The organism is Kutzneria sp. 744, assembly GCF_000568255.1.
Taxonomy (GTDB): Bacteria; Actinomycetota; Actinomycetes; order Mycobacteriales; family Pseudonocardiaceae; genus Kutzneria.
This window is the reverse complement of record NZ_KK037166.1, coordinates 7,428,781-7,450,385: the sequence shown is the minus strand read 5'-3', so window position 1 is coordinate 7,450,385 and position 21,605 is coordinate 7,428,781. Positions and strand designations below refer to the sequence as shown.

General features: G+C 70.0%; 22 protein-coding genes and 1 pseudogene. 7 read left to right on the top strand and 16 right to left on the bottom strand.

Features of this window, described 5'->3' with window-relative positions:
* Positions 1-1,791: chromosome segregation SMC family protein (locus KUTG_RS64215; protein WP_043731583.1), on the bottom strand; the 1,791-nt coding region annotated here is incomplete at its 3' end.
* 196 nt (positions 1,792-1,987) lie between these two features.
* On the opposite strand from KUTG_RS64215, the gene KUTG_RS34340 reads away from it, so the two are divergent.
* Positions 1,988-2,458 carry a hypothetical protein gene (locus KUTG_RS34340; RefSeq protein WP_157494944.1) on the top strand — a complete coding sequence of 157 codons (471 nt, stop codon included), beginning with the start codon at positions 1,988-1,990 and terminating at the stop codon, positions 2,456-2,458.
* Positions 2,459-2,589: 131 nt separating this feature from the next.
* Positions 2,590-3,966, top strand: coding sequence for an N-acetylmuramoyl-L-alanine amidase (locus KUTG_RS34335; RefSeq protein ID WP_052395724.1), 1,377 nt, complete (start codon positions 2,590-2,592; stop codon positions 3,964-3,966).
* A gap of 111 nt (positions 3,967-4,077) precedes the next feature.
* Here the strand turns inward: KUTG_RS34335 and KUTG_RS34330 are convergent, their stop codons facing one another.
* The 3 genes from KUTG_RS34330 to KUTG_RS34320 form a co-directional block, all read right to left on the bottom strand.
* Complete coding sequence (locus tag KUTG_RS34330) at positions 4,078-4,896, bottom strand: twin-arginine translocation signal domain-containing protein (RefSeq protein ID WP_232241115.1); 819 nt, start codon at positions 4,894-4,896, stop codon at positions 4,078-4,080.
* A gap of 68 nt (positions 4,897-4,964) precedes the next feature.
* A complete protein-coding gene (locus tag KUTG_RS34325; RefSeq protein ID WP_043722788.1) occupies positions 4,965-5,453 on the bottom strand; it encodes a sigma-70 family RNA polymerase sigma factor in 489 nt (162 codons plus the stop codon).
* A gap of 63 nt (positions 5,454-5,516) precedes the next feature.
* The gene (locus KUTG_RS34320; RefSeq protein ID WP_043722785.1) at positions 5,517-5,798 is read right to left on the bottom strand and encodes an acylphosphatase; all 282 of its coding nucleotides are present in this window, start codon (positions 5,796-5,798) and stop codon (positions 5,517-5,519) included.
* 111 nt (positions 5,799-5,909) lie between these two features.
* Between KUTG_RS34320 and KUTG_RS34315 the strand changes: the two genes are divergently transcribed.
* The gene (locus KUTG_RS34315) at positions 5,910-6,641 is read left to right on the top strand and encodes a CAP domain-containing protein (RefSeq protein ID WP_232241113.1); all 732 of its coding nucleotides are present in this window, start codon (positions 5,910-5,912) and stop codon (positions 6,639-6,641) included.
* A 107-nt stretch (positions 6,642-6,748) separates the two neighbouring features.
* On the opposite strand, the gene KUTG_RS61945 is transcribed toward KUTG_RS34315, so the two are convergent.
* The 3 genes from KUTG_RS61945 to KUTG_RS34300 form a co-directional block, all read right to left on the bottom strand.
* On the bottom strand, positions 6,749-7,183 hold the full coding sequence (locus KUTG_RS61945; protein ID WP_043722780.1) for a hypothetical protein: 435 nt from the start codon (positions 7,181-7,183) through the stop codon (positions 6,749-6,751).
* Between the two features lie 64 nt (positions 7,184-7,247).
* The gene (locus tag KUTG_RS34305) at positions 7,248-7,853 is read right to left on the bottom strand and encodes a phosphate signaling complex PhoU family protein (RefSeq protein ID WP_052395723.1); all 606 of its coding nucleotides are present in this window, start codon (positions 7,851-7,853) and stop codon (positions 7,248-7,250) included.
* A gap of 138 nt (positions 7,854-7,991) precedes the next feature.
* Positions 7,992-8,222: a hypothetical protein gene (locus KUTG_RS34300; RefSeq protein ID WP_157494940.1), complete on the bottom strand. Its 231-nt coding sequence runs from the start codon at positions 8,220-8,222 to the stop codon at positions 7,992-7,994.
* 489 nt (positions 8,223-8,711) lie between these two features.
* Between KUTG_RS34300 and KUTG_RS34295 the strand changes: the two genes are divergently transcribed.
* Entirely contained in the window at positions 8,712-9,071 is a 360-nt protein-coding gene (locus KUTG_RS34295) for a type II toxin-antitoxin system Phd/YefM family antitoxin (protein ID WP_232241111.1), read from the top strand.
* Complete coding sequence (locus KUTG_RS34290) at positions 9,068-9,493, top strand: type II toxin-antitoxin system VapC family toxin (RefSeq protein ID WP_043722775.1); 426 nt, start codon at positions 9,068-9,070, stop codon at positions 9,491-9,493. Before KUTG_RS34295 ends, KUTG_RS34290 begins: the two co-directional genes overlap by 4 nt.
* Here KUTG_RS34290 and KUTG_RS34285 read toward each other — a convergent pair.
* The 7 genes and pseudogenes from KUTG_RS34285 to KUTG_RS34250 all read right to left on the bottom strand — a co-directional run bounded on the left by KUTG_RS34285 (position 9,475) and on the right by KUTG_RS34250 (position 19,776).
* Positions 9,475-10,158, bottom strand: coding sequence for a response regulator (locus KUTG_RS34285; RefSeq protein ID WP_043722772.1), 684 nt, complete (start codon positions 10,156-10,158; stop codon positions 9,475-9,477). The two genes, KUTG_RS34290 and KUTG_RS34285, sit on opposite strands and share 19 nt — an antisense overlap.
* Positions 10,155-12,679: pseudogene (locus tag KUTG_RS65740) on the bottom strand (ATP-binding protein). Before KUTG_RS65740 ends, KUTG_RS34285 begins: the two are co-directional and overlap by 4 nt.
* A 19-nt stretch (positions 12,680-12,698) precedes the next feature.
* The gene (kdpC, locus tag KUTG_RS34270; RefSeq protein WP_043731575.1) at positions 12,699-13,340 is read right to left on the bottom strand and encodes a K(+)-transporting ATPase subunit C; all 642 of its coding nucleotides are present in this window, start codon (positions 13,338-13,340) and stop codon (positions 12,699-12,701) included.
* 5 nt (positions 13,341-13,345) lie between these two features.
* The gene (kdpB, locus tag KUTG_RS34265; RefSeq protein WP_043722765.1) at positions 13,346-15,451 is read right to left on the bottom strand and encodes a potassium-transporting ATPase subunit KdpB; all 2,106 of its coding nucleotides are present in this window, start codon (positions 15,449-15,451) and stop codon (positions 13,346-13,348) included.
* Positions 15,448-17,109 carry a potassium-transporting ATPase subunit KdpA gene (gene kdpA, locus KUTG_RS34260; protein WP_043722763.1) on the bottom strand — a complete coding sequence of 554 codons (1,662 nt, stop codon included), beginning with the start codon at positions 17,107-17,109 and terminating at the stop codon, positions 15,448-15,450. Before kdpA ends, kdpB begins: the two co-directional genes overlap by 4 nt.
* Entirely contained in the window at positions 17,109-17,210 is a 102-nt protein-coding gene (gene kdpF / locus KUTG_RS34255; protein WP_043722762.1) for a K(+)-transporting ATPase subunit F, read from the bottom strand. The genes kdpA and kdpF overlap by 1 nt, the downstream gene beginning before the upstream one ends.
* A gap of 376 nt (positions 17,211-17,586) precedes the next feature.
* Entirely contained in the window at positions 17,587-19,776 is a 2,190-nt protein-coding gene (locus KUTG_RS34250) for an ATP-binding protein (RefSeq protein ID WP_157494937.1), read from the bottom strand.
* A gap of 434 nt (positions 19,777-20,210) precedes the next feature.
* Here KUTG_RS34250 and KUTG_RS64210 point away from each other — a divergent pair, with 434 nt between their 5' ends.
* Together KUTG_RS64210 and KUTG_RS65405 are read left to right on the top strand one after the other, a co-directional pair.
* Positions 20,211-20,282, top strand: coding sequence for a hypothetical protein (locus tag KUTG_RS64210; protein WP_157495666.1), 72 nt, complete (start codon positions 20,211-20,213; stop codon positions 20,280-20,282).
* 39 nt (positions 20,283-20,321) lie between these two features.
* Positions 20,322-20,450 (top strand): hypothetical protein, encoded by a 129-nt coding sequence (locus KUTG_RS65405; protein WP_255360953.1) that lies wholly within the window; start codon positions 20,322-20,324, stop codon positions 20,448-20,450.
* On the opposite strand, the gene KUTG_RS34240 is transcribed toward KUTG_RS65405, so the two are convergent.
* Both KUTG_RS34240 and KUTG_RS34235 read right to left on the bottom strand, forming a co-directional pair.
* On the bottom strand, positions 20,441-21,160 hold the full coding sequence (locus KUTG_RS34240; protein WP_052395721.1) for an HAAS signaling domain-containing protein: 720 nt from the start codon (positions 21,158-21,160) through the stop codon (positions 20,441-20,443). The two genes, KUTG_RS65405 and KUTG_RS34240, sit on opposite strands and share 10 nt — an antisense overlap.
* Before the next feature lie 5 nt (positions 21,161-21,165).
* Positions 21,166-21,486, bottom strand: a complete 321-nt coding sequence (locus tag KUTG_RS34235) for a PadR family transcriptional regulator (RefSeq protein WP_043731570.1) — start codon at positions 21,484-21,486, stop codon at positions 21,166-21,168.
* Positions 21,487-21,605: the final 119 nt, after the last annotated feature.

Genomic DNA, 21,605 nt, shown 5'->3' with positions numbered 1-21,605 from the left:
CCGAACACAGTCCACGGCCCAGCGCGCACCCGGCGGCAGCATCGGCCACGTCGACCGGTCCGGCACGGGACCGCCGGCGCCGATCAACAGGCCGGCGCGACCGGAATCCGAGGACCGCAGCAGTTCCAGCGCGGCGAAGGCGTCCGAACCGCCGTTCACGGCGATGGCGTCGGCCACCGGGCCGAGCGCGGCGGCCAGAGCCACCTCGGCCCCGGGCTCCACCGTCAACAGCGCGGCGACGGAACCGAGCAGGCCCGGCAGCCGGTCGCCGGCGGCCAGCAGCGCCCCGGCGCCGTCCTTGCGGGTCAGACCCAGCGACAACGCGTCGACGCGGGCCTTCCAGGACGAGATCTCCTTGTCGGCCGTGCGCTCGGCCTTGACCAGCTCCTCGACCCGGGCCCGTGCGATCTTCTCGGCCTCGGCCGCCTGGAGGTGCCGTTCCTCGACGCCGGCGTCGCCCTCGTCCTCGGTGCCGGTGACCTCCTGCTGCTCGGCCAGCTCGATACGGGCGATCTCGGCCCGCTCGCCGGCCTCGGCCAGCGAGGTGGACAGCCGCTCGATCTCCTCGGCGGAGGCGTTGTTCTTGCTGCGCAGCGCCTCGACCTGGCCGGTCAGCCGGGCCAGGCCCTCGCGGCGGTCGGCGATAAGCCGCACGGCGGCCAGGTGGGCCTTCTCGGCGGCGGTGACCGTGCGCTCCAGCTCGGCCCGGGTCTCGCTGCTCTCGGCCAGCACGATCCGGGCCTCGGTGACGGCCTCGTTCAGCTCGGCTTCACGCTCGGCGGTCTGCTCGGCCTCGGCGTCCAGCTCGTCGGGGTCGCGGCCGCCGCGGGACGCCTCCGGCGGGGCCGACAGGTGCCGGGCGCGCTCCACGGCCAGCCGCACGGTGCCGCGCAGCCGCTCCTCCAGCGCCGACAGCCGGTACCAGGTCTCCTGGGCCTGCTGCAGGATCGGCGCGTCCTCGGCGACGAGCTGCTCCAGCTCGGACTGCTTGGCCGACGCCTGCTGCACCAGCTGTTCGACCTCGGTGCGCCGGGTCCGCGCCGCCGCCTCGTCGGCCTCGTCGCGGTGCAGGTCGCCGCGCTGGATGACCAGGTCGTCGGCGTGCAGGCGCAGCTTGGAGTCGCGCAGCTCGGCCTGCACGGCCTGGGCCCGGCGGGCGATCTCGGCCTGCTTGCCCAGCGGCTTGAGCTGACGGCGCAGCTCCGCGGTCAGGTCGGTCAACCGGGTCAGGTTGGCCTGCATGGCGTCCAGCTTGCGGAGCGCCTTCTCCTTGCGCTTGCGGTGCTTGAGGACGCCGGCCGCCTCCTCGATGAAGGCGCGGCGCTCCTCGGGCTTGGACTCCAGGATCGCCGAGAGCTGGCCCTGGCCGACGATGACGTGCATCTCGCGGCCGATGCCGGAGTCGCTGAGCAGCTCCTGGATGTCCAGCAGGCGGCAGGAGCTGCCGTTGATCTCGTACTCGGTGGCGCCCTCGCGGAACATCCGGCGGGTGATCGACACCTCGGTGTAGTCGATGGGCAGCGCGCCGTCGGAGTTGTCGATGGTCAGCGTCACCTCGGCCCGGCCGAGCGGGGCGCGGCCGGCGGTGCCGGCGAAGATGACGTCCTCCATCTTGCCGCCGCGCAGGCCCTTGGCGCTGCCCTCGCCCATCACCCAGCGCAGCGCGTCCAGCACGTTGGACTTGCCGGAGCCGTTGGGGCCGACGACGCAGGTGATGCCCGGCTCGAAGCGCAGCGTCGTCGCCGAGGCGAAGGACTTGAAGCCCTTCAGCGTCAGGCTCTTGAGGTGCACGTCGGTTTACCTTGTCGAGTCGCTTGCTCCGGCCGGGTTATCGGCAGAGGGTACCCGGCGTGCGGGCGGACCAGTCGCACGCTGGGCCGAAGGGTGAACAATGAACTGATCCGGGCCAATTGTGTGTTAGTTCTTGACGGCGATGGTGACCGGCGTCACGGTAAGCGGTGATCCGGCTACCCAGGAGAATTCCGCCATGTCCAGAATCCTCGCCGTGGTGGCGACTGCGGCCAGCCTAGCGCTGCTGCTGCCGTCCGCCGGCACGGCCACCGCGGCACCATCGCCCTCATCCGACAGGCAGCAGGCATACGACGCCGCGGCCGCCGAATTCGGCGTCCCGGCCGAGGTCCTCCTCGGCGTGTCGTACCTGGAATCCCAGTGGAACACCTACGCCGGCACGCCCAGCGTGGCCGCCGGCTACGGCCCCATGCACCTCACGGACTTCGCCACAGCGAACACCGTGAAGGGCGCCGAGTTCGACGACAGCGACGGCCGCGGCGACGACAGCCGTCCGACGCTGCACCCCGCCCCCGCCCCGACTGGCGTGCCGGCGGCGGCGCTCCAGACGGTCCAGCAGGCGGCCCAGCTCGCGGGCGTCGACGCCGCGGCGGTGCGCAGCGAACCAGCGCGTCCCCGTTTAGTAGAGCGGCTAAGCCAGTCCGTGTAATTATGTTATGCCATAATGCATATACGTTCTAATATCTTCTCTACGCCCTGGGGCTTTGTCGTCCTCGGATCCGGGATTGGCACACATCGGGACTCAATTATACCGTGCGAAAACACCTGTGAATACAACTCATGCGGTTATTCAGCGGCTCCGCGGCCGATTTCGCGGACGAGGTCTTCCAGACCATCCAACAGGGTGAGACCCGGACCACGGACGACGGACAGCTGGTCACGCTGCGTGCCGACGCCTCGGTGGCGCCGAACACCGGCCAGCTGGCCGATCTGCACCTGACGACCACCAGGTCCGACGGCGCCGAGTGCCCGCGCGGCCTGTCGTGCGAGCTGGATCCGGCCGCCTACGCGCAGTACGGCCCCGGCGTCGACGACTACGGCAACTACGACACGTCGAACCGCCCGGCCACGCAGAAGATCGACTACATCGTCATCCACGACACCGAGGCCGACTGGGCCACCACGCTCGGCCTGATCCAGGATCCCAAGTACGTCAGCTGGAACTACACGATCCGGTCCCAGGACGGGCATGTCGACCAGCACGTGCTGGCCCGCAACGTGGCCTGGCACGCGGCCAACTGGTACATCAACGCGCGGTCCATCGGCATCGAGCACGAGGGCTTCCTGGCCCAGACCGGCTGGTACACCGAGGCGATGTACCGCTCGTCGGCCAAGCTGGTGCGCTACCTGGCCGCCAAGTACCAGATTCCGTTGAACCGCCAGCACATCCTCGGCCACGACAACGTGCCCGGCATCGACCCGGCCAACGTTCCGAAGCAGCACACCGATCCCGGCCCCTACTGGGACTGGGACCACTACTTCGGCCTGCTGGGCGCGCCGCGGTTCCCGGCACTGTCGGCGCCGTCGTTCGGCATGCTGACGATCCACCCGGACATGGCCACCAACAACGTGCCGTTCACCGGCTGCGTCACGGCCGGAACCCCTTGCCCCGCGCGGGGTTCCAGCGAGGTCGTGCTGCACTCGCAGCCCAGTGACAGCTCGCCGCTGCTGACCGACATCGGCCTGCACCCGGCCGGCACGCCGCAGACCATGGACGTCAACGACGTCGGCAGCCGGGTGTCCGAGGGCCAGCAGTACGCGATCGCCGACCGCAAGGGCGATTGGGTCGCTATCTGGTACCTGGGTCAGAAGGGCTGGTTCCACGCCCGCGACGCCGCCTTCGCGGCCGGTGTCGTGGTGGCTCCCAAGCCCGGCCGGGCATCCGTGCCGATCTACGGCCGCGCCTACCCGGAGGCCTCGGCCTATCCGGCCGGCGTGACGCCGCAGGCCATCGTGCCGATGACGTACGTGCTGGGCGCCGGACAGCGCTACGTGTTCGGCGGTGTCGCGCCGGCGCAGTACCTGCCGACGGTCTGGGATCCCACCGGCACCAAGAACAAGCCGGTGACCGGCAAGATGCGCTACTACGAGATCCAGTACGGGCACCGGGTCGAGTACGTCAACGCCGACGACGTGCAGCTGCTGCCCGCGTTCTAAGCAACGAGCGGAGGTTCCGCAGACGCGCGACCTCGCCCCGCGCGAAACGCGCGGCACAAGCACGGAAAGGGGCCGACCTCGCATTGAGGTCGGCCCCTTTCCGTTGCCGGGTCAGGCTTTCGGGGTGAGGTCCACCAGGAACTTCTGGTCCACCGTCACCACGTCCATCCGGTCGATGTCGCCGATCGAGTACGACGTCGCCACCGGCACCTGGCTCTCGGTCTCGTTCCCGTTGCGCCACCAGCCCGCGCTCTGGGTCGACCCGTTCTTGTTGTGCACCATCAGCTGGCACACCTGGCCGGCGGGCAGGTTGGACACCGAGAGCATGATCGATGTCCCCCACGCCTTGCTGGTCAGGCCGGCACTGGCCGTGACCTTGCTGGTCTGGTCGGTCGCGTGCCACACCGCGGTCGGCTGCTCGGCGACCGGGGCGCTGGCCAGCGAGCGCTGCACGAACACGGCGCTCACCGCCACCGCCGCGACCAGAACCGCCGCCATGGTCAGGAAGTTGCGCCGGCTGGTGCGCTTGTCGGTCTCCCGGCTGCGACGGCGAGTGGCCGGGCCCTTCGCCTTCGCCTGCTGCGCCGGTGGTTCCGGACGCTGCGGGGCCGGCCGCTGGGGCGGTCGGGGCTGCTCCGGCACCGGCGGCACCAGGTGGCGGCCCGGGTTCGGGTCGGCCATCCGGCCCATGTCCGGCATGTGGCCGAAGTCGGGCTGGGGACGGTTGTTCGGCCGCGGCCTGGGCAGCGGCATGGACGGATGCTCCGGCATACCGGGATCGCCCGGTGGTCCGAGGGAACTCGGGTCCAGGTCGAACCCGTCGATGTCCTCCAAGTCGGCCAAGGAGATCCGCCCCAGCAGACCCGGCAGCGGCGAGAACCGCACCAGTTCCTGCTGGCAGAACGGACATCCGGCGAGATGGCGCTCCATCTGCGAGCGCTCCCCCGGTTCGAGGGAGCCAAGCACATAGACGCCAAGGGACACTGAGTGCTGGCAGCTCATAGCTCGGTCACCCCCCGCTCCTCCAATGCTCCCCGAAGCGCGCGCAACGCGTAGAAGCAGCGCGACTTGACCGTGCCCGCGGGGACGCCCAGCACGGTTGCAGCCTCGGAGACGGTCCGACGGCAGTAGTACAGCTCCACGATGACCTGGCGATGGTCATGACTGAGCGACCGCATCGCCTCGGCAATCTGCCAGGCCTGCAATACGTGATCCAGTTCGTCGGAGCCCGAGGGCAGCTCATCGGTCTCCAGCGGAACCTCAGGTGCTCTGGCCTCCTTGCGGCGGTGACCAGAGATGATGAGGTTGCGCGCGACCGTGTACAGCCACGGGCCGGCCTGCTCGGGTTCCAGCGAGTCAGCGTGCTTCCATGCGCGCAGCAACGTCTCCTGCACGATGTCCTCGGCGTACTGGTAGTCGCCGCGCACCGCCCGCAGCACGTAGCCCAGTAGCGGCCGCCGGTAGCGGCCGTACAGCTGCCGTGCCAACTCGTCACTACGTTTCGCACTCTGACCCACGAACGTCCAATACGGGGCCGGGTCGTGCGCGGTTCAGCGTTCTTCAAAACCTTTCCGGACACCCTTGGCCTCCGACCATCTCTCGACGACCAAGTCCACACGTCCAGGGGTGTCACCCGAGTTCAACGCGACCAGCAACTTGTGACAGATCGGCTCGGGTCCCTCGGCGACCACCTGCACGCGGCCGTCGGCCAGATTGGTGGCCGCGCCGTCGAGACCGAGCTCCAGCGCCCGGCTGCGGGTCCACCAGCGGAAGCCGACGCCCTGCACACGGCCGTGCACCCACACGGTGAGCCGCACGCTCTCTTCTGTCATCTGGCAATGATCTCGCGCACCGCCTCCCACCTGCCCCGGGAGGTGGCGAGTGGCCGGGTGTACCCCGTTCGCCCGCCCGTGTGTCACCCATTAGTGGTACGGTCGCGCGCCGTGAGCCCCCGAAGCAGACGACCGGCCACCGCCGGCATGCTCGTCGGACTGACCCTCGGCGCCGCGTGCGCCGGTGGCGCGTCGGTCGCCGTCGGGCCCGCGACCCTGACCGGAGTGCTCCTCGGCCAGTCGAGCCCGCTGACCACGGCCCCCGCGACGAAGCAGCTGGGCAACGCCGCCGGACACGAGCAGAACAGCCGCCTGGTCACGTCCACCGGCGGTCAGCCGACCGAGACGACCACGGCGTCGACCACCACGACCACCAGCACGACCACGGCGACCAGCACCACCACGACCACCTCGGAGCCGCCGCCGAGCACCACCACCGAGGCCCCGACCACCACCGCCAAGCCGCCGGCCAACCTCGGGTCGGCCGCGGAGGTGGTCCGGCTGGTCAACGTGGAGCGGGCCAAGGTCGGCTGCAAGGACCTGACCGAGGACAAGCGGCTGGACAACGCCGCCCAGGGCCACAGCGACGACATGTCGGCCCACAGTTACTTCTCGCACACCTCGCAGGACGGGCGGACGTTCGTCGACCGCGAGCGCAACGCCGGCTACACCAACGCCGGCGGCGAGAACATCGCCGAGGGCTACACCAGCCCCGAGGCCGTCATGGACGGCTGGATGCACTCCGACGGGCACCGCCGCAACATCCTGGACTGCTCGTTCACCACCATCGGGGTCGGCGTGACCACCAAGGGGTGGTACTGGGTGCAGGACTTCGGCAGGTAACCGCGTGGAGTTGAGTGTGTTCACCGGATCGCGTGACGCCCGTACTGAGTGCTTTTCACTCACGCCGACACGACCCGTATTCTCTGGCCGGGGCGGTAACGAGGAGGTCACGTGAGTGAGCCCGAGCGGGCACTGCTGAGCCCGCCGAAGCGGAGCGGCACGTCACGGTCGTCGGCCAAGGTCATCATGGCCGCGGCCGGTGTCGTCGTGGCGACGGCGTTCGCCTCGGTGGCGGCTATGGCGGCCGGGCAGAGTGCCACGCCGCAGTCCCAGAACCAGAACGTGGACCCCGCTTCGCAGCAGTTCGGCGGTTCGACGCAGACCACCGACGCCAACGGCGACACCACCAGCGGCGGCGACACCACGAGCAGCAGCAGCTCATCGACCAGCAAGTCGTCCACGTCGAAGACGAGCGCGTCCAAGACGACCACGGTCACGAGCACGACGAAGCAGGCCGGCAGCAACCCGCCGCCCAACACCGACCCGATCCCGACCACGGGCGGCAGCTCGTCGACCACGACCACCACGACGACCACCACCACAACGACGTCTTCGACCTCGACGTCGACGAGCCCACCGGCTCAGCCCGGCACCAACTAGGGCTGTTCAGGCCGCCAGGTCGCGCCGGGCGATGACACTCGTGCGGCGGGCCAGGGCGACCGCGTAGTCGGCGAAGCGCTCGTAGTTCTGGCTCAGCACCGTGGCATCCACAGCGGTGGCGACGCCGTGGGGCCAGTCCTCGCGCGTGACAGTGGCGAACACCGCTCGGTGCAGGTTGTCCATGATGTCGTCGCTGGCGTCCAGGAAGGCTGCCAGCTCCGGGTCGCCCGTGCGGACCACCTGTTCCGCCGTGCTGGCCAGGGTGATCGCGAGCTGGCCCATGTCCGCGAACGGGACGCGCAGCTCGTCCGGCAATACGTGCGCCGGGTACCGCCGGCGCGCCGCCCGGGCGATGTGCACCGCCAGGTCGCCCATGCGCTCCAGGGTGACGGCGTGCACCGACGTCAAGACCGACGCGCAGATCGTCGTCGCCAGCAGTTGTTCCTCGCACTCGGCCCCGGGATCGGGCCAGTGCGGCGTCGCCCGTGATGACCTTTTCCGCCATCGCCGGATCGGCGTCGAGCAGCGCACGCTGGCGTGCCGCATGGCCTCTCCGACCTGGCGGCACAGGTCGGCCAGCCGGTCGAGGCGATGGTGCTTGACCTTGCCCACCCGACCGAGGGTAGGCGCGCGTTCACGGAAGCGGGCCGCGCCGCCGCAAACCCTGACGCGACCCGAACGCGGGTGCCGGGCCGACCGCTGGCGGACGGCCGACCCGGGTCTCGCCCTCACCCTTTCGGGTGTGGAATCTCAGGCGGCTCCGCCGCTGTTGGCGATCCACTGACCGCCGGTCTGCCTGGCCTGCTTGCGGGCCTCCAGCAACGCGGAGATGACCAGGTCGACCTCCTCGTCGGAGAGGAACGCGACCTCGCCCGGTGGCGCCTGCAGCACCACCTTGTCGCCAGCAGACCACACGCGCAGGGCCCGGCGCTTCTTGCCGAACCCGAGACAGGACACCTCGTGGCCCTCTGGTGAGCTCATGGCCAACTCCTCCCTGCGAGAGGCTGGTCGTCGCGGCCGGGATCCTGGGGGTAGCCGCACCTCTCGCACGATCACGTAGAACATAGGTGTACGCACCGCAGTTGTTACGCACTCTAACTGCCGAGTTTGCGTCCGAACGGGTGATGTTGTGTCAGCAAACAGGACAAGTTGTCACCATTTGTAAAGGTCGTCGTCCACTCAACAACATGACCCACCGCTGTCGATCACCCATCCGGCGTCACTAGGCCATCCCGAGCTCCGTTCGGCCGCACCGCCACCTGCACGTGCAGCCGCGCAAGCCGGGGTCCACTCGTAGCTGAACGGGGTCATCCGATCACGGGGCGTACGATTGACGGATCACGCAGGCCGATGGCCGCATGGAACCCCATCCTCCGCGAAAACGGCGACCCGTCACCGGGCCATGGGCTCGACCCATTCACGCCGGCGGCCCATGGGGCACAACCCGTTCCAGCACACCGAGGACAATCAGTGGCCCGCGTGATCGTCGACATCGACAGCTTCACCCCGTTCCACCTTGTCGACCTCCACTACAATCTGGTCTGTCTAGACAGACCAGGAGGCGATATGAGTCATCATTGGCAACTGCAGGAGGCCAAGCAGCGGTTCAGCGAGCTGATCCGGTTCGTCGAGGTCGACGGGCCGCAGTTCGTGACCAGGCATGGCAAGGAAGTCGCGGTGGTCATCGACATCGCGGAGTACCGCAGGCTCAAGGGCGACCGGACCGAGGACTTCAAGGACTTCCTGCTCGCGGCGCCGCCGCTGGAGGAGTTGGAGATAGACCGGCCGAGCGAGCCGGCGCGCGGTGTCGACCTCGGTGATGGCGCGTGAGCCATCTCCTTGACACCAACGTGTTGTCGGAACTACGGAAGAAGCAGCCGGACCCCGGGGTGCTCGACTGGTTCGCGACGGTGCGGGCGAGCGAGCTGTTCGTCAGCGTGCTGGTGATCGGCGAGATCCGCCAGGGCGTGGATCGGCTCGCCCGCAAGGATCCCGCGCAGGCGGACGTCTTCGATCAGTGGCTCGGGCAGTTGACCGCCGCGTACGAGGACCGCATCGTGCCGATCACGACCGAGATCGCCGAGGAGTGGGGCCGGCTCAACGTGCCGAACCGGCTGCCGGTCGTCGACGGCCTGTTGGCCGCCACGGCACTGGTCCGGGACTGGACCCTGGTCACCCGCAACACCGCCGACGTCGAGCCGACAGGTGTTCGGCTGCTCAACCCGTTCGGCGCTCACGTCTCGAAGCGGTAGCCCATGCCGGGTTCGGTGAGCAGGTGGCGGGGGTGGGAGGGCTCGGGTTCGAGCTTGCGGCGGAGCTGGGCGAGGTAGACGCGGAGGTAGTGGGACTCGGTGGCGTACTGGGGGCCCCAGACGTCCTGGAGGAGCTGCTTCTGGGCGACGAGGCGGCCGCGGTTGCGGACGAGGACCTCGAGGACGCCCCACTCGGTGGGGGTGAGGTGGACCTCGGAGCCGTCGCGGTGGACCTTCTTGGCGGCCAGGTCGACGGTGAAGGACGAGGTCTCGACGACGGCCTCCTCGCCGTCGGCGGCGGAGGAGGCGGAGCGGCGGACGGCGGCGCGGAGGCGGGCGAGCAGCTCGTCCATGCCGAAGGGCTTGGTGACGTAGTCGTCGGCGCCGGCGTCGAGGGCCTCGACCTTGTCGGAGGAGTCGGTGCGGGCGGACAGAACGAGGATGGGCACGGTGGTCCAGCCGCGAAGGCCGGCGATGACGTCGGTGCCGTCGAGGTCGGGCAGGCCCAGGTCCAGCACCACGACGTCAGGCTTGGCCTCGGCAGCGGCACGAAGCGCGCTGGCGCCGTCGTGGGCGGTGAGGACCTGGTAGCCCCGGGCGGACAGGTTGATCCGCAGGGCCCGCACGATCTGCGGCTCGTCGTCGACGACCAACACCTTTGTCATGCGTCCTCCTTGGCCGGCAACGAGATCACCACGGTCAGGCCGCCGCCGGGGGTGTCCTCGGCGGTGATGGCGCCGCCCATGGCCTCGGTGAATCCCTTGGCCACGCTCAACCCCAGTCCGACCCCGCTGGTCGCGTCCCGGTCCCCCAACCGCTGGAACGGCTGGAACAGCGCGTCCCCGGCGCCCTTGGGCAGGCCGCGACCCCGGTCCACGACCCGCAGCTCCACCTGCGAGGCGTGCGCGCTGGCCCGGACCTCGACGACGGGCTCGCCGTTCACGCTGCTCCCCGGCCGCCCGTGGCGCAAGGCGTTGTCGATCACGTTGGCCACCACCCTTTCGAGCAGGCCGGCGTCGGCCAGCACCAACGGCAGCCGCTCGTCGACGTCGACCAGCACGTGGCGGCGGTCGTCGATGCCGGACAGGGCCAGGGCGACAACCTCGTCGTACGCCACGGCCCGCAGCTGCGGCTGCACGGCCCCGGTGGCGAGCCGGGAGGAGTCGAGCAGGTTGTCGACGAGCCCGGCGAGCCGGTCGGCGGACTCCTCGACGGTGGCGAGGAGCTCGCCGGTGTCCTCTTCGGACAGACGGAGCTCGGGGTCGCGCAGGCTGCCGGCGGCGGCCTTGATGGACGTCAGCGGCGTACGAAGGTCGTGCCCCACAGCGGAAAGCAGTGCGGTCCGCAGCTCGGTGGTCTCGGCCCGACGCTGGGCGTCGGCGGTCTGGGCGGCCATTCGCTGCTGCCGCAAGGCCAACAGCGCCTGTCCGGCGGCGGCTTCGAGCGCCCGCCGGTCGGCGGCCTCCAAAGCCTTGCCCCGCAATGCCAAATGCACCTCGGGCGTCACGGGAACGTCCACATCGGCCTCATCGGGCTCGTCGCACGGCGTGGGCCCGACGCAGGCGACCCGCTCCCATTTGCCGTGCCGGTGCTCCAAGAGCGCCACGGAGGTGAGCCCGAAGTTCTCCCGCACCTTCTCCAACAGCCGCACCAACGGATACGGGCTGGTGAGCACGGTTCGCGCGTACGACGCCAGCAGGGCGGCCTCGGTACGGGCCCGCGCCGCCTGCTCGGCCCGCCGCGCGGCGCGGTCGACGACCAGGGCCACCATCACGGCGACGATGACCATGGCGAAGAGGGTGATCACGTTCTCTCCGTCGGCCACGGTCAGCGAGTACAGCGGCGGCGTGAAGAATAAGTTCAGCAGCCCGGCCGAAACGCCGCCGCGACGACCGCGGGGCCCGACGCCACCCGACGAGGGCGACGATCACCGTGGCGAGGAAGTAGTCGACGGTGTCGGTGGAGATCGAGATGGTGCCGTGCAGCAGCACCCCGATCCCGGTGGCGACCAACGGGATCACGATCGACAGCGCAGCCCAGCAGCTGCCGCCTGGGCGTCAGCGGGCTGCGGCCGAACTTCCACTTGAAGGCCCGCTTGGCCTCGCTGTGGGTGACCATGTGCACGTCGATCGGCCCGGACTCCTGCACGACGGTGGCGCCGATGCCCTCCTCGAACAGCCGCGCCACCCGCGACCGCCGGGAGGTGCCGAGCACGAGTTGCGTGGCGTTCACGCCGCGGGCGAAGTCCAGCAGCGCGGTCGGCACGTCGTCGCCGACCACGGTGTGGAAGGTCGCGCCCATGTCGTCGGCCAGCCGCCGGTACTTGGCCACCTTGTCCGCCGGGGCGCCCTGCAGACCGTCGCCGCGCAGGATGTGCAGCACGAGCAGCTCAGCCCCGGCCCGGGTGGCGATGCGCCGGGCCCGCCGGATCAGGGTCTCGCTCTCCGGCCCGGCGGTGATGGCCACCACCACCCGTTCCCGGGTCTCCCAGGTCTCGGTGATCTTCTGCTCGGAGCGGTACCGTTGCAGCGCCACGTCGACCTGGTCAGCCACCCACAGCAGGGCCAGCTCGCGCAGCGCGGTCAGGTTGCCCACCCGGAAGTAGTTGCCCAGCGCGGCATCGATCTTGCGGGCCGGGTAGACGTTGCCGTGGGCCAGGCGCCGCCGCAGCGCCTCGGGCGTGATGTCGACGAGCTCGATCTGCTCGGCGGTGCGCACGAACTGGTCGGGCACGGTCTCGTGCTGCGCCACGCCGGTGATGCGTTCGACCACGTCGTTGAGGCTCTCCAGGTGCTGCACGTTGACGGTGGACAGCACGTCGATGCCGGCGTCGAGCAGCTCCTCGATGTCCTGCCAGCGCTTGTCGTTGCGCGAGCCGGGCACGTTGGTGTGGGCGAGCTCGTCGACCAGCGCGACCTCCGGCCTACGGGCCAGGACGGCGTCGACGTCCATCTCCTCGAAGTCGAGGCCGCGGTGGCTGAGGTGCTTGCGCGGCACCACCTCCAGGCCCTCGACGAGCTGCGCGGTCTTCTCTCGGCCGTGGGTCTCGACGAGCCCGACGACCACGTCGGTGCCGCGGTCGGCGCGGCGGCGCGCCTCCCCGAGCATCGCGAAGGTCTTGCCGACCCCCGGTGCTGCCCCGAGGTAGATGCGCAGCTCGCCGCGCCGCGGTGTGTCCGGTTGCACGTTGTTCAGTCTGCCCTGATCAGTGCTTCGCTGCCTGGACGGCCAGGTTCAGCGCCTGCACGTTCACGCCCGGCTCGCCGAGGAAGCCGGCGCCCCGCCCGCTGGTGTTGTCGGCGACGATCTTGGTCACCTGGTCCACCGACAGCCCGGTCACCCGGGCCACCCGGGCGATCTGGAGCTTGGCGTACTCCGGGCTGATCGCCGGGTCCAGGCCGGAGCCGGACGCGGTCACCGCGTCGGCCGGCACCTGGTCCGGGGACACGCCCTCGCGCTGCGCGATGGCCTCCTTGCGGGCCTTGATCTGCGCCACCAGCACCGGGTTGTCGGCCGACAGGTTGGACGGGGACGAGGTGGCCGCGTCGTTGTCGGCCAGGCCGAGCTTGGTGTTGTCAGTGGCGGAGAAGTCCGAGGCGGTGGCCGACGGCCGGGTGTGGAAGTAGGGATCGTTGTTCGGGTCCTTGGCCACCGGGTTGAGCCCGATGAGCGAGGAGCCGACCGGCTTGCCGTCCACGGTCACGATGGAGCCTCCTGCCTGGGCGGACAGCCCGGGGAGCTGGCCGACCCCCCACACCACGAGGGGGTAGGCGATGCCGAGCAGCACCGTCATCAGGAGCAGCATCCGAAGTCCGGCGGCGGTCTGCTTGACCAGTCCTGAACGCATGGCGATCACCCGATTCCAGGGATGAGGCGGATCACGAGGTCGATGAGCCAGATGCCGACGAACGGCGTGATGATGCCGCCGACGCCGTAGATCAGCAGGTTGCGGCGCAACAGGCTGGACGCGCTGGACGGCCGATACCGCACGCCCCGCAGGGCCAGCGGGATCAGCAGCACGATGATCAGCGCGTTGAAGATGACCGCGGACAGGATGGCCGAGGTCGGGGTGGCCAGGTGCAGGATGTTCAGCCGGCCCAGGCCCGGGTAGACCGCCGCGAACATGGCCGGCAGGATGGCGAAGTACTTGGCCAGGTCGTTGGCGATGCTGAAGGTCGTCAGCGCGCCACGGGTGATCAGCAGCTGCTTGCCGATCTCCACGATCTCGATCAGCTTGGTCGGGTCCGAGTCGAGGTCGACCATGTTGCCGGCCTCTTTCGCGGCCGACGTGCCGGTGTTCATCGCCACGCCGACGTCGGCCTGGGCCAGCGCGGGCGCGTCATTGGTGCCGTCGCCGGTCATCGCGACCAGCTTGCCGCCCTCCTGCTCCTTGCGGATCAGGGCCATCTTGTCCTCGGGCTTGGCCTCGGCCAGGAAGTCGTCCACGCCGGCCTCGGCGGCGATGGCCCGTGCGGTCAACGGGTTGTCGCCCGTGATCATCACGGTCTTGATGCCCATCGCCCGCAGCTCGTCGAAGCGCTCCTTCATGCCCGGCTTGACCACATCGGACAGTCGGATCACGCCGCGCACCACCGCAACGCCGCCGGACAGCTCGGCGCACACGAGCGGTGTGCCGCCCTCGCCGCTGATCCGGTCCACGACCTCGTGCACCTCGTCGGGGACAACGCCGTTGTGCTCGGTGACCCAGGCCCGCACCGAGCTGGCCGCGCCCTTGCGCACCTGCCGGCCGTCGATGTCGATGCCGGACATCCGGGTCTGCGCGGTGAACGGGACGAATTCGGCCGACTTCTCGGCATTGTTGGGCTCGGCCGCGAGGCCGAAGTCCTTGACGCACAGCTCGACGATGCTGCGGCCCTCGGGCGTGCCGTCGGCCAGGCTGGACAGCCGGGCCGCGGCGGCCAGATCGTCCTTTGTGGACGATCCGACCGGGATGAGCTCGGTGGCCCGCCGGTTGCCGAAGGTGATGGTGCCGGTCTTGTCCAGCAGCAGCGTGTCCACGTCGCCGGCGGCCTCGACCGCGCGGCCGGACATGGCCAGCACGTTGCGCTGCACCAGCCGGTCCATGCCGGCGATGCCGATCGCCGACAGCAGCGCGCCGATGGTCGTGGGGATCAGGCAGACCAGCAGCGCGGTCAGCACGATCACCGACTGCGGGCTGCCGGAGTAGATGGCCATCGGCTGCAACGCGACGACCGCGAGCATGAAGATGATGGTCAGCACCGCGAGCAGGATGGTCAGCGCGATCTCGTTCGGCGTCTTCTGCCGGGAAGCGCCTTCCACCAACGCGATCATCCGGTCCACGAAGGACTCGCCGGGCCGCGTCGTGATCTTGACGACGATCCGGTCGGACAGCACGGTGGTGCCGCCGGTGACCGCGCTGCGGTCGCCGCCGGACTCCCGGATGACCGGGGCCGACTCGCCGGTGATGGCCGACTCGTCCACGGTCGCGATGCCCTCGACCACGTCGCCGTCGCCGGGGATCACCTCGCCCGCCTCCACGACGACCAGGTCGCCGATGGTCAGCTCGGTGCCGGCCACCCGCTCCTCGGAACCGTCCTCACGCAGACGACGTGCGACGGACTCCTTCTTGCTGCGGCGCAACGACTCCGCCTGCGCCTTGCCCCGGCCCTCGGCGACCGCCTCGGCCAGGTTGGCGAACAACACGGTGAACCACAGCCACAACGTGGCCACGACGGAGAACACCGTCGGGTTGGTGACGGCGAACACTGTGGACAGTGCCGAACCGACCCAGACCACGAACATGACCGGGTTCTTCATCTGGTGGCGCGGATTGAGCTTGCGCAGTGCGTCCGGCAGCGAGCTCAGCAGCTGCTGCGGGTTGAAGGCGCCGGCCTGGAGCTTGCGCCCCGCGTTCTCCGCGTGGTGGCGGTCCACCTCCGCCACGGAGCGCGGCGACTGGTCGGTAGTGGTGGTCATGACAAAGCCTCCGCGATGGGAGCGAGCGCCAGCGCCGGCACGAAGGTCAGCGCCGCGACGAGGAGTACGGTGCCGCCGACCATGGACGCGAACAGCGGTCCGCTGGTGGGCAGGGTGCCGGCCGACGGCGGCACCTTCTTCTGGGCGGCGAGGCCGCCGGCCAGGCAGAGCACGGCGAGGATGGGGATGAAGCGGCCGAACGCCATGGCCACGCCCAGGGTGGACTCGAACCAGTCGTTGGTCACCGTCAGGCCGCCGAAGGCGCTGCCGTTGTTGTTGGACGCCGAGGCGTAGGCGTAGAGCACCTCGGACAGGCCGTGCGCGCCGCCGTTGGTCAGCGCCGCGCCGGTCGAGGGCAGCACCACCGCGATGCCGGCGAGCACCAGCACCAGGGTCGGCATGGCCAGCATGGCGATGGAGGCCATGGTGATCTCGTTGCGGCCCAGCTTCTTGCCCAGGTACTCGGGCGTGCGGCCGACCATCAGGCCGGCGAGGAACACCGCGACGATGGCGAACACCAGGATGCTGTAGATGCCGGTGCCGGTGCCGCCCGGCGAGATCTCGCTGAGCAGCATGTTCAGCATCGCGCCGCCGCCGCCGAGGCCGGACAGGCTGTCGTGCGCGGCGTTGACCGCGCCGGTGGACGTGCCGGTGGTCGAGTCGGCGAACAGCGAGGAGCCGGGAATGCCGAACCGGGTCTCCTTGCCCTCCATGCCGGCGCCGGCCAGCAGCGCCGCCGGGCCGTTCGGGTGCGCCTCGGCCCACCAGATCACGGCCAGCATGCCGCCCCACAGGAACGCCATCACCGACAGGATGGTGTAGCCCTGCTTCTTGTCGGCCACCATCACGCCGAAGGTGCGGGTCAGGCTGACCGGGATCACCAGCAGCAGGAAGATCTCGACGATGTTGGTCCAGGAGTTGGGGTTCTCGAACGGGTGCGCGGAGTTGGCGTTGAAGATGCCGCCGCCGTTGGTGCCCAGCTCCTTGATGGCCTCCTGGGAAGCCGTGGGGGCCAGCGCGATGGTGTGCTGACTGCCGTCCAGCGCCGTCACGGCGATGCCACCGGACAGGCTGTCCACCACGCCGAGCGCGATCAGCACGATGGCGAACACGAACGAGATCGGCAGCAGGATGCGGATCACCGTGCGGGTCAGGTCGACCCACAGGTTGCCGATCCGGTCCGTGCCGGCCCGCATGAAGCCGCGGATCAGCGCGACCGCGACGCAGATGCCGATCGCCGCCGACACGAAGTTCTGCACGGTCAGGCCGGCCATCTGCACCAGGTGGCCGTAGGCCTGCTCCGGCACGTAGGACTGCCAGTTGGTGTTGGTGACGAAGCTGATCGCGGTGTTGAAGGCGGTCGCGGGGTTGATCTCCGGCCGGCCCAGCCCCAGCGGCAGCACGGTTTGCAGGCGCTGCAACAGGTACAGCAGCACAACGGAGACGAAGGAGAACCCGATCACGCCGTAGGCGTAGGTGGACCAGCGCTGGTCGGACTCCGCGTCGACGCGGACCACCTTGTACAGCGCGCGTTCCACCCGCCAGTGCTTCGCGCTCAGGTAGGCACGGGCCATGTAGTCGCCGAGCGGCTTGTAGACGGCCGCGAGCGCGGCCAGCAGCAGCGCGACCTGCAACAGGCCGGCGAGAGTATCGCTCATCAGAACTTCTCCGGCTTGATCAGGGCGACGAACAGGTAGACAAGCAACAGCAGGGCGAGCACGCCACCGAGGACGTTCGCCACCAGACCGGCCCCGTCCATCACAGCCGCTCCATTCCACGCAACATGAGCGCGAGCACTCCGAAGACGCCGATCACCAGCACGGCGTAGGCCAGGTCGGCCATGACGCGCTGCTCCCCTCACCTGAAGCGGTCACCCCGTCGGCAACCGCGATCGCGCAAAGCGTGCATCCGCGGCCAGCGCCCGCGATGTCGCCTGATGGTGTCTTGACGGCCCCATACGCGGCATTGACGCGAAATTGACGCGACCGGTGAGCCGGGTCTCCACCCGAAAGGGGGGCGGATGCGCGGAGCGTGACTGATTTACCCGGCGTTCACCGACGCAGCCGCAAGTCAGCGCCGTGACCGGGCCGTGATGTGCGTCAAGATGGTTACGTACAGTGCCGACAACACAACGCTCAGCGGCCCTGCCGGGTGATGTGCGCGGCGACCTGGGTCCGGTTGTTGACGCCCAGCTTGTTCATGATGCTGCGCAGGTGGGTCTGCACGGTTCGAGCGCCCAGGAACAACTTCGCCGCGATCTGAGGATTGGTCAGTCCGGCCGCGACCAACTCGGCGACCTCGCGCTCGCGCGGCGTCAGGTCGGACGAGGCCGGCGCCACCGAGTGCATCGACCGCCCGACCCGGGCCCCGATCGCCACCGCGCGGGCGAAGCCGATCTCCGCGCCCTCGGCGATCGCCGCCTCGAAGGCCCGCTCGCCCAGCGCCGCCCTGAGCAGGCCGGCCGCCGCCTCGTGCCCCATGGCGAACGGCCCCGGCTCGTACAGGCGCAGGCCGATGTCCGACCACAGCTTGGCCGAGGCGCCCATGAGCAGGGCGGCTCGGTCGTGGTGGCCGGCGGCGGCGCAGGCCCACGACAGCGTCTCCATCGTCCAGCCGCAGCCCCACATGTCGTCGATCGCCTGGAACCGCCGCAGCGCCTCCTCGATCAACGTGATCGCCCGCTCCGGATCCCGGCGGACGAAGTGCGCGCCGAACGCCCAGGTGGCGTTGGCCAGCGAGTAGCCGGCCTGGAGGCGCTCGGCCCTGGCCACCAGCTCACGACAGTTGGCCTCGGCGTTGCCGTCACCGCTGTTGTAGGCCAGCCACATGTCCGCCGCGAAGACGTCACCGTGCGCGCCGGCCCGCTCGAACAGGTCGCGAGCCCGCGTCAGGTTCCGCACCACCGCGGCATTGTCGGCCTCCACGATCCAGGCCCGGATTCCCTTGGCCTGCAACGTGGTCGCGTCGGCGATGTCGTCACCGGTGTCGGCGATCAGCTCGGTCGACAGCGTCGGGTCGCCCAGGAACACCGCGGTCATCGACGCCCACGCCAGCCCGATGGCCCGCAGCGGCGTCGGCTGCGGCTCGCCGCTGGCCAGCGAGATCCGCAGCCAGCGCAGGCCTTCGGCCAGGCCGCCGACCACGTACCAGCAGTGCGACCGCAGCAGGGAGACGGCCATGTCCAGCGCGGCCGACGATTCGCCGGGCGTGCGCAGGCTCCAGTCCATCGACGCCAGCACGTTGGGCAGCTCGGCGCGGATGCGTTCCAGCCAGCGCAGCTCGTCCGGGCCGAACCAACTGGTGGCGGCGTCGTGGGCGAGCCGCTGGAAGTAGTCACGGTGGCGTTGGCGCACCGACTCAGGGTCGTCCAGGCGCTGCGTTCCGTACTCGCGAATGGTCTCCAGCATCCGGTACCGGACCCGGCCGGCGCGATGCTCGCTCGTCAGCAGTGATTGCTCGGCCAGGCCGGCCAGCGCGGCGAGGACGTCCTCACGGGGCAGGCGATCGTCGGCGCACACCTGCTCGGCGGCGGCCAGGTCGAGGTCACCGGCGAACACCGACAGCCGGGCCCACAGCAGCCGCTGGTGTTCCGTGCAGAGCTGATAACTCCAGTCCAGGGCGGCCGCCAGGCCGTTGAGCAGCTTGAACCGGTCGTCCAGGCGTTCCAGCAGGGTGGCCATGCCGATCGACCGCAGCTGAGCCGCCGCGAGCTCGATCGCCAACGGCAGGCCCTCCAGCCGCTGGCACAGCCGCAGCGCCGTGTCCCGGTCGCCGGTCGACGGCGTGAAGTCGGGCATCGCCGCCTGCACGCGGTCCATCAGCAGGTTGACCGCCTCGGCCGCGAGCGGGCGCAGCTCGACGACGTGCTCGCCGGCGATGCCCAGTGGCTGCCGGCTGGTGGCGATCACCCGCAGCTCCGGCGCCACCGACAGCATCGCCCGCACGACGTCACCGACCGTGTCGACGAGGTGCTCGCAGTTGTCCAGCACCAGCAGCAGCCGCCGGTCCCGGACGTGATCGATCAGCACTTCCAGCGTGGTGCGGGTGGAGTGGTCGTGGACGCCGAGGCCCTTGGCGATCGTCTCGCACACCTGCTGCGCGTCGGCGTTGCGGTTGAGCGTGGACAGATCGGCCCACCAGGCGCCGTCCGCGAAAGACCGCCGCAACTCGTGCGCGAGCCGTAGGCTGACGCGGGTCTTGCCGACGCCGCCGACACCGGTGACCGTCAGCAGGTGGGCCGAGGTCAGCAGCCGGCGCATCGCCGCGAGATCGTCACGCCGCCCGACGAACGAGCTGATCTCGGTTGGTAGCGATCCTCCCGCCATGGACCAACCCTAGAACGACCCCGGCTACGCCACCGCCTACGCCATCGCGCGGATGCCGTGACAATGGCCGAAAAGGCACGCTGGGTGATGGGGTGGAGGGGAAGACGGATGGTCCACCCGCCGTGGGGTTGGGTGGGCCATCGTCCCCTCATTCGCGCACTTCCGGACCGGGTCCATGGCCGCGGGGATATCCTGGCCATCCGTTGTGACCGGTTCGTGGAGGCTGCCTTGACCACCGATTACCAGGTCGGCCAGCAGCAGTCGCTCCACCTGCTGATCTCGCTGCACCGGCTGCTGCGCACCATTCGCCAGGCCGCGCCGGCCGGCCTCTACCCGACGCAGCTGATCGTGCTGAACCAGCTGTTGCAGGGCGGGCCGATGCGGGTCGGCGAGCTGGCCGCGCAGGTGCCGTGCTCGCACCCACCGCGACCACCATGGTCAGCCACCTGGAGGCGATGGGCCTGGTGGCCCGCGAGCCCGACCCGTCCGACGGCCGGGCCATCTAGGTCATGCTGACCGAGACCGGCCGAGAGACAATCATCTCCGTGACCCACGGCGACGCCGAGTTCATCGACGCCCGGCTGGCCGAGCTCATCCCCGAGGAGGCCGCCCAGGTGCTGGCCGTCGTGCCGCTGCTGGACCGGCTGTCCGGCCAGCGCGGCGATCAGAGGTAGACGGTGAAGTAGGTCAGCAGGATCGCGGCGACCAGGGCGTTGGCCGGCACCACCAGCCACAGCAGGCGGCGGTCGACCCGGCTGTAGTGACCGACCAGGATCGAGATCACCGCCGCCGGCACGCCCAGGATGACCAGGCCCACGAGGCCGGCGCGGGTCAGCATGACCACCGGCAGCACCCGCACCAGCCACCAGGCCGGCTGCAGGCTGTAGACGTAGGCCAGCACCTTGCCCGAGACCGTGGACTCGTCCGGCTCGCGGAACTCCAGCAGCGCCCGGACGGCCGGCAGCTCGGCGACCGCACGCATGCCGCCCGAGCCGCGGATCAGCAGCGGCAGCGAGATGGCCAGGCCGATCAGCCCAGACAGCGCGAACAGCGGCACCAGCACCTGGGCGCGGTAGGCACCGACGATCACCGCGCCGGCCAGCAGCATCGCGCTGGCCGTCATGACCGTCAGGCCGGCCAGCCCCAGCACCTCGACACCGTCGCCGCGCTCGGCCTTCAGCTGCTGCGTCGGCTGCTCCGGCTCGGGCGGCGGCGGGTAGCCGGCCGCCGAGCGCAGCTCCGCCGCGTACGCCTCCGGGTTGCCCAGCCGCAGCTCCAGCTGGTCCTCCCCGTGTTCGCGGGCCAGCTCGCGGACGTGCTCCTCGGTGTCCTCCAGCAGCTCGTCCACCTCGGCCGCCGGCAGGTCGGACAGGGCAGCCCGCATCCGCGTCAGGAAGCGCTCAGTAGTTGATCCATCGTCTTCGCGAACGTCCGCCACGTCCTGCACGACTCCTCCAGTCGAACGCGTCCCGACTCGCTGACGCGGTAGTACTTGCGGTGCGGTCCCTCCTCGCTGGGCACGACGTAGGAGGTGAGCAGGTCGGCCTTGTACAGCCGGCGCAGCGTGCCGTACACGGACGCGTCGGCCACCTCGTCCAGGCCGGCATGCCGCAGCCTGCGCAGCACGTCGTAACCGTAGCCGTCCTCCTCCCGGAGCACGGCCAGGACCGCGAGGTCAAGGACGCCCTTGAGCAGCTGGCTGGTGTCCAACCGATCCTCCCGGTGATGCGCTGTGCCCACTATTACGCAATGCGCACTACTCCGCAAGTCGGAGATGCCGGCACGGGAGGACTCCTCACATCCGGCGTTGTCCGGACGTTGATGTCCGG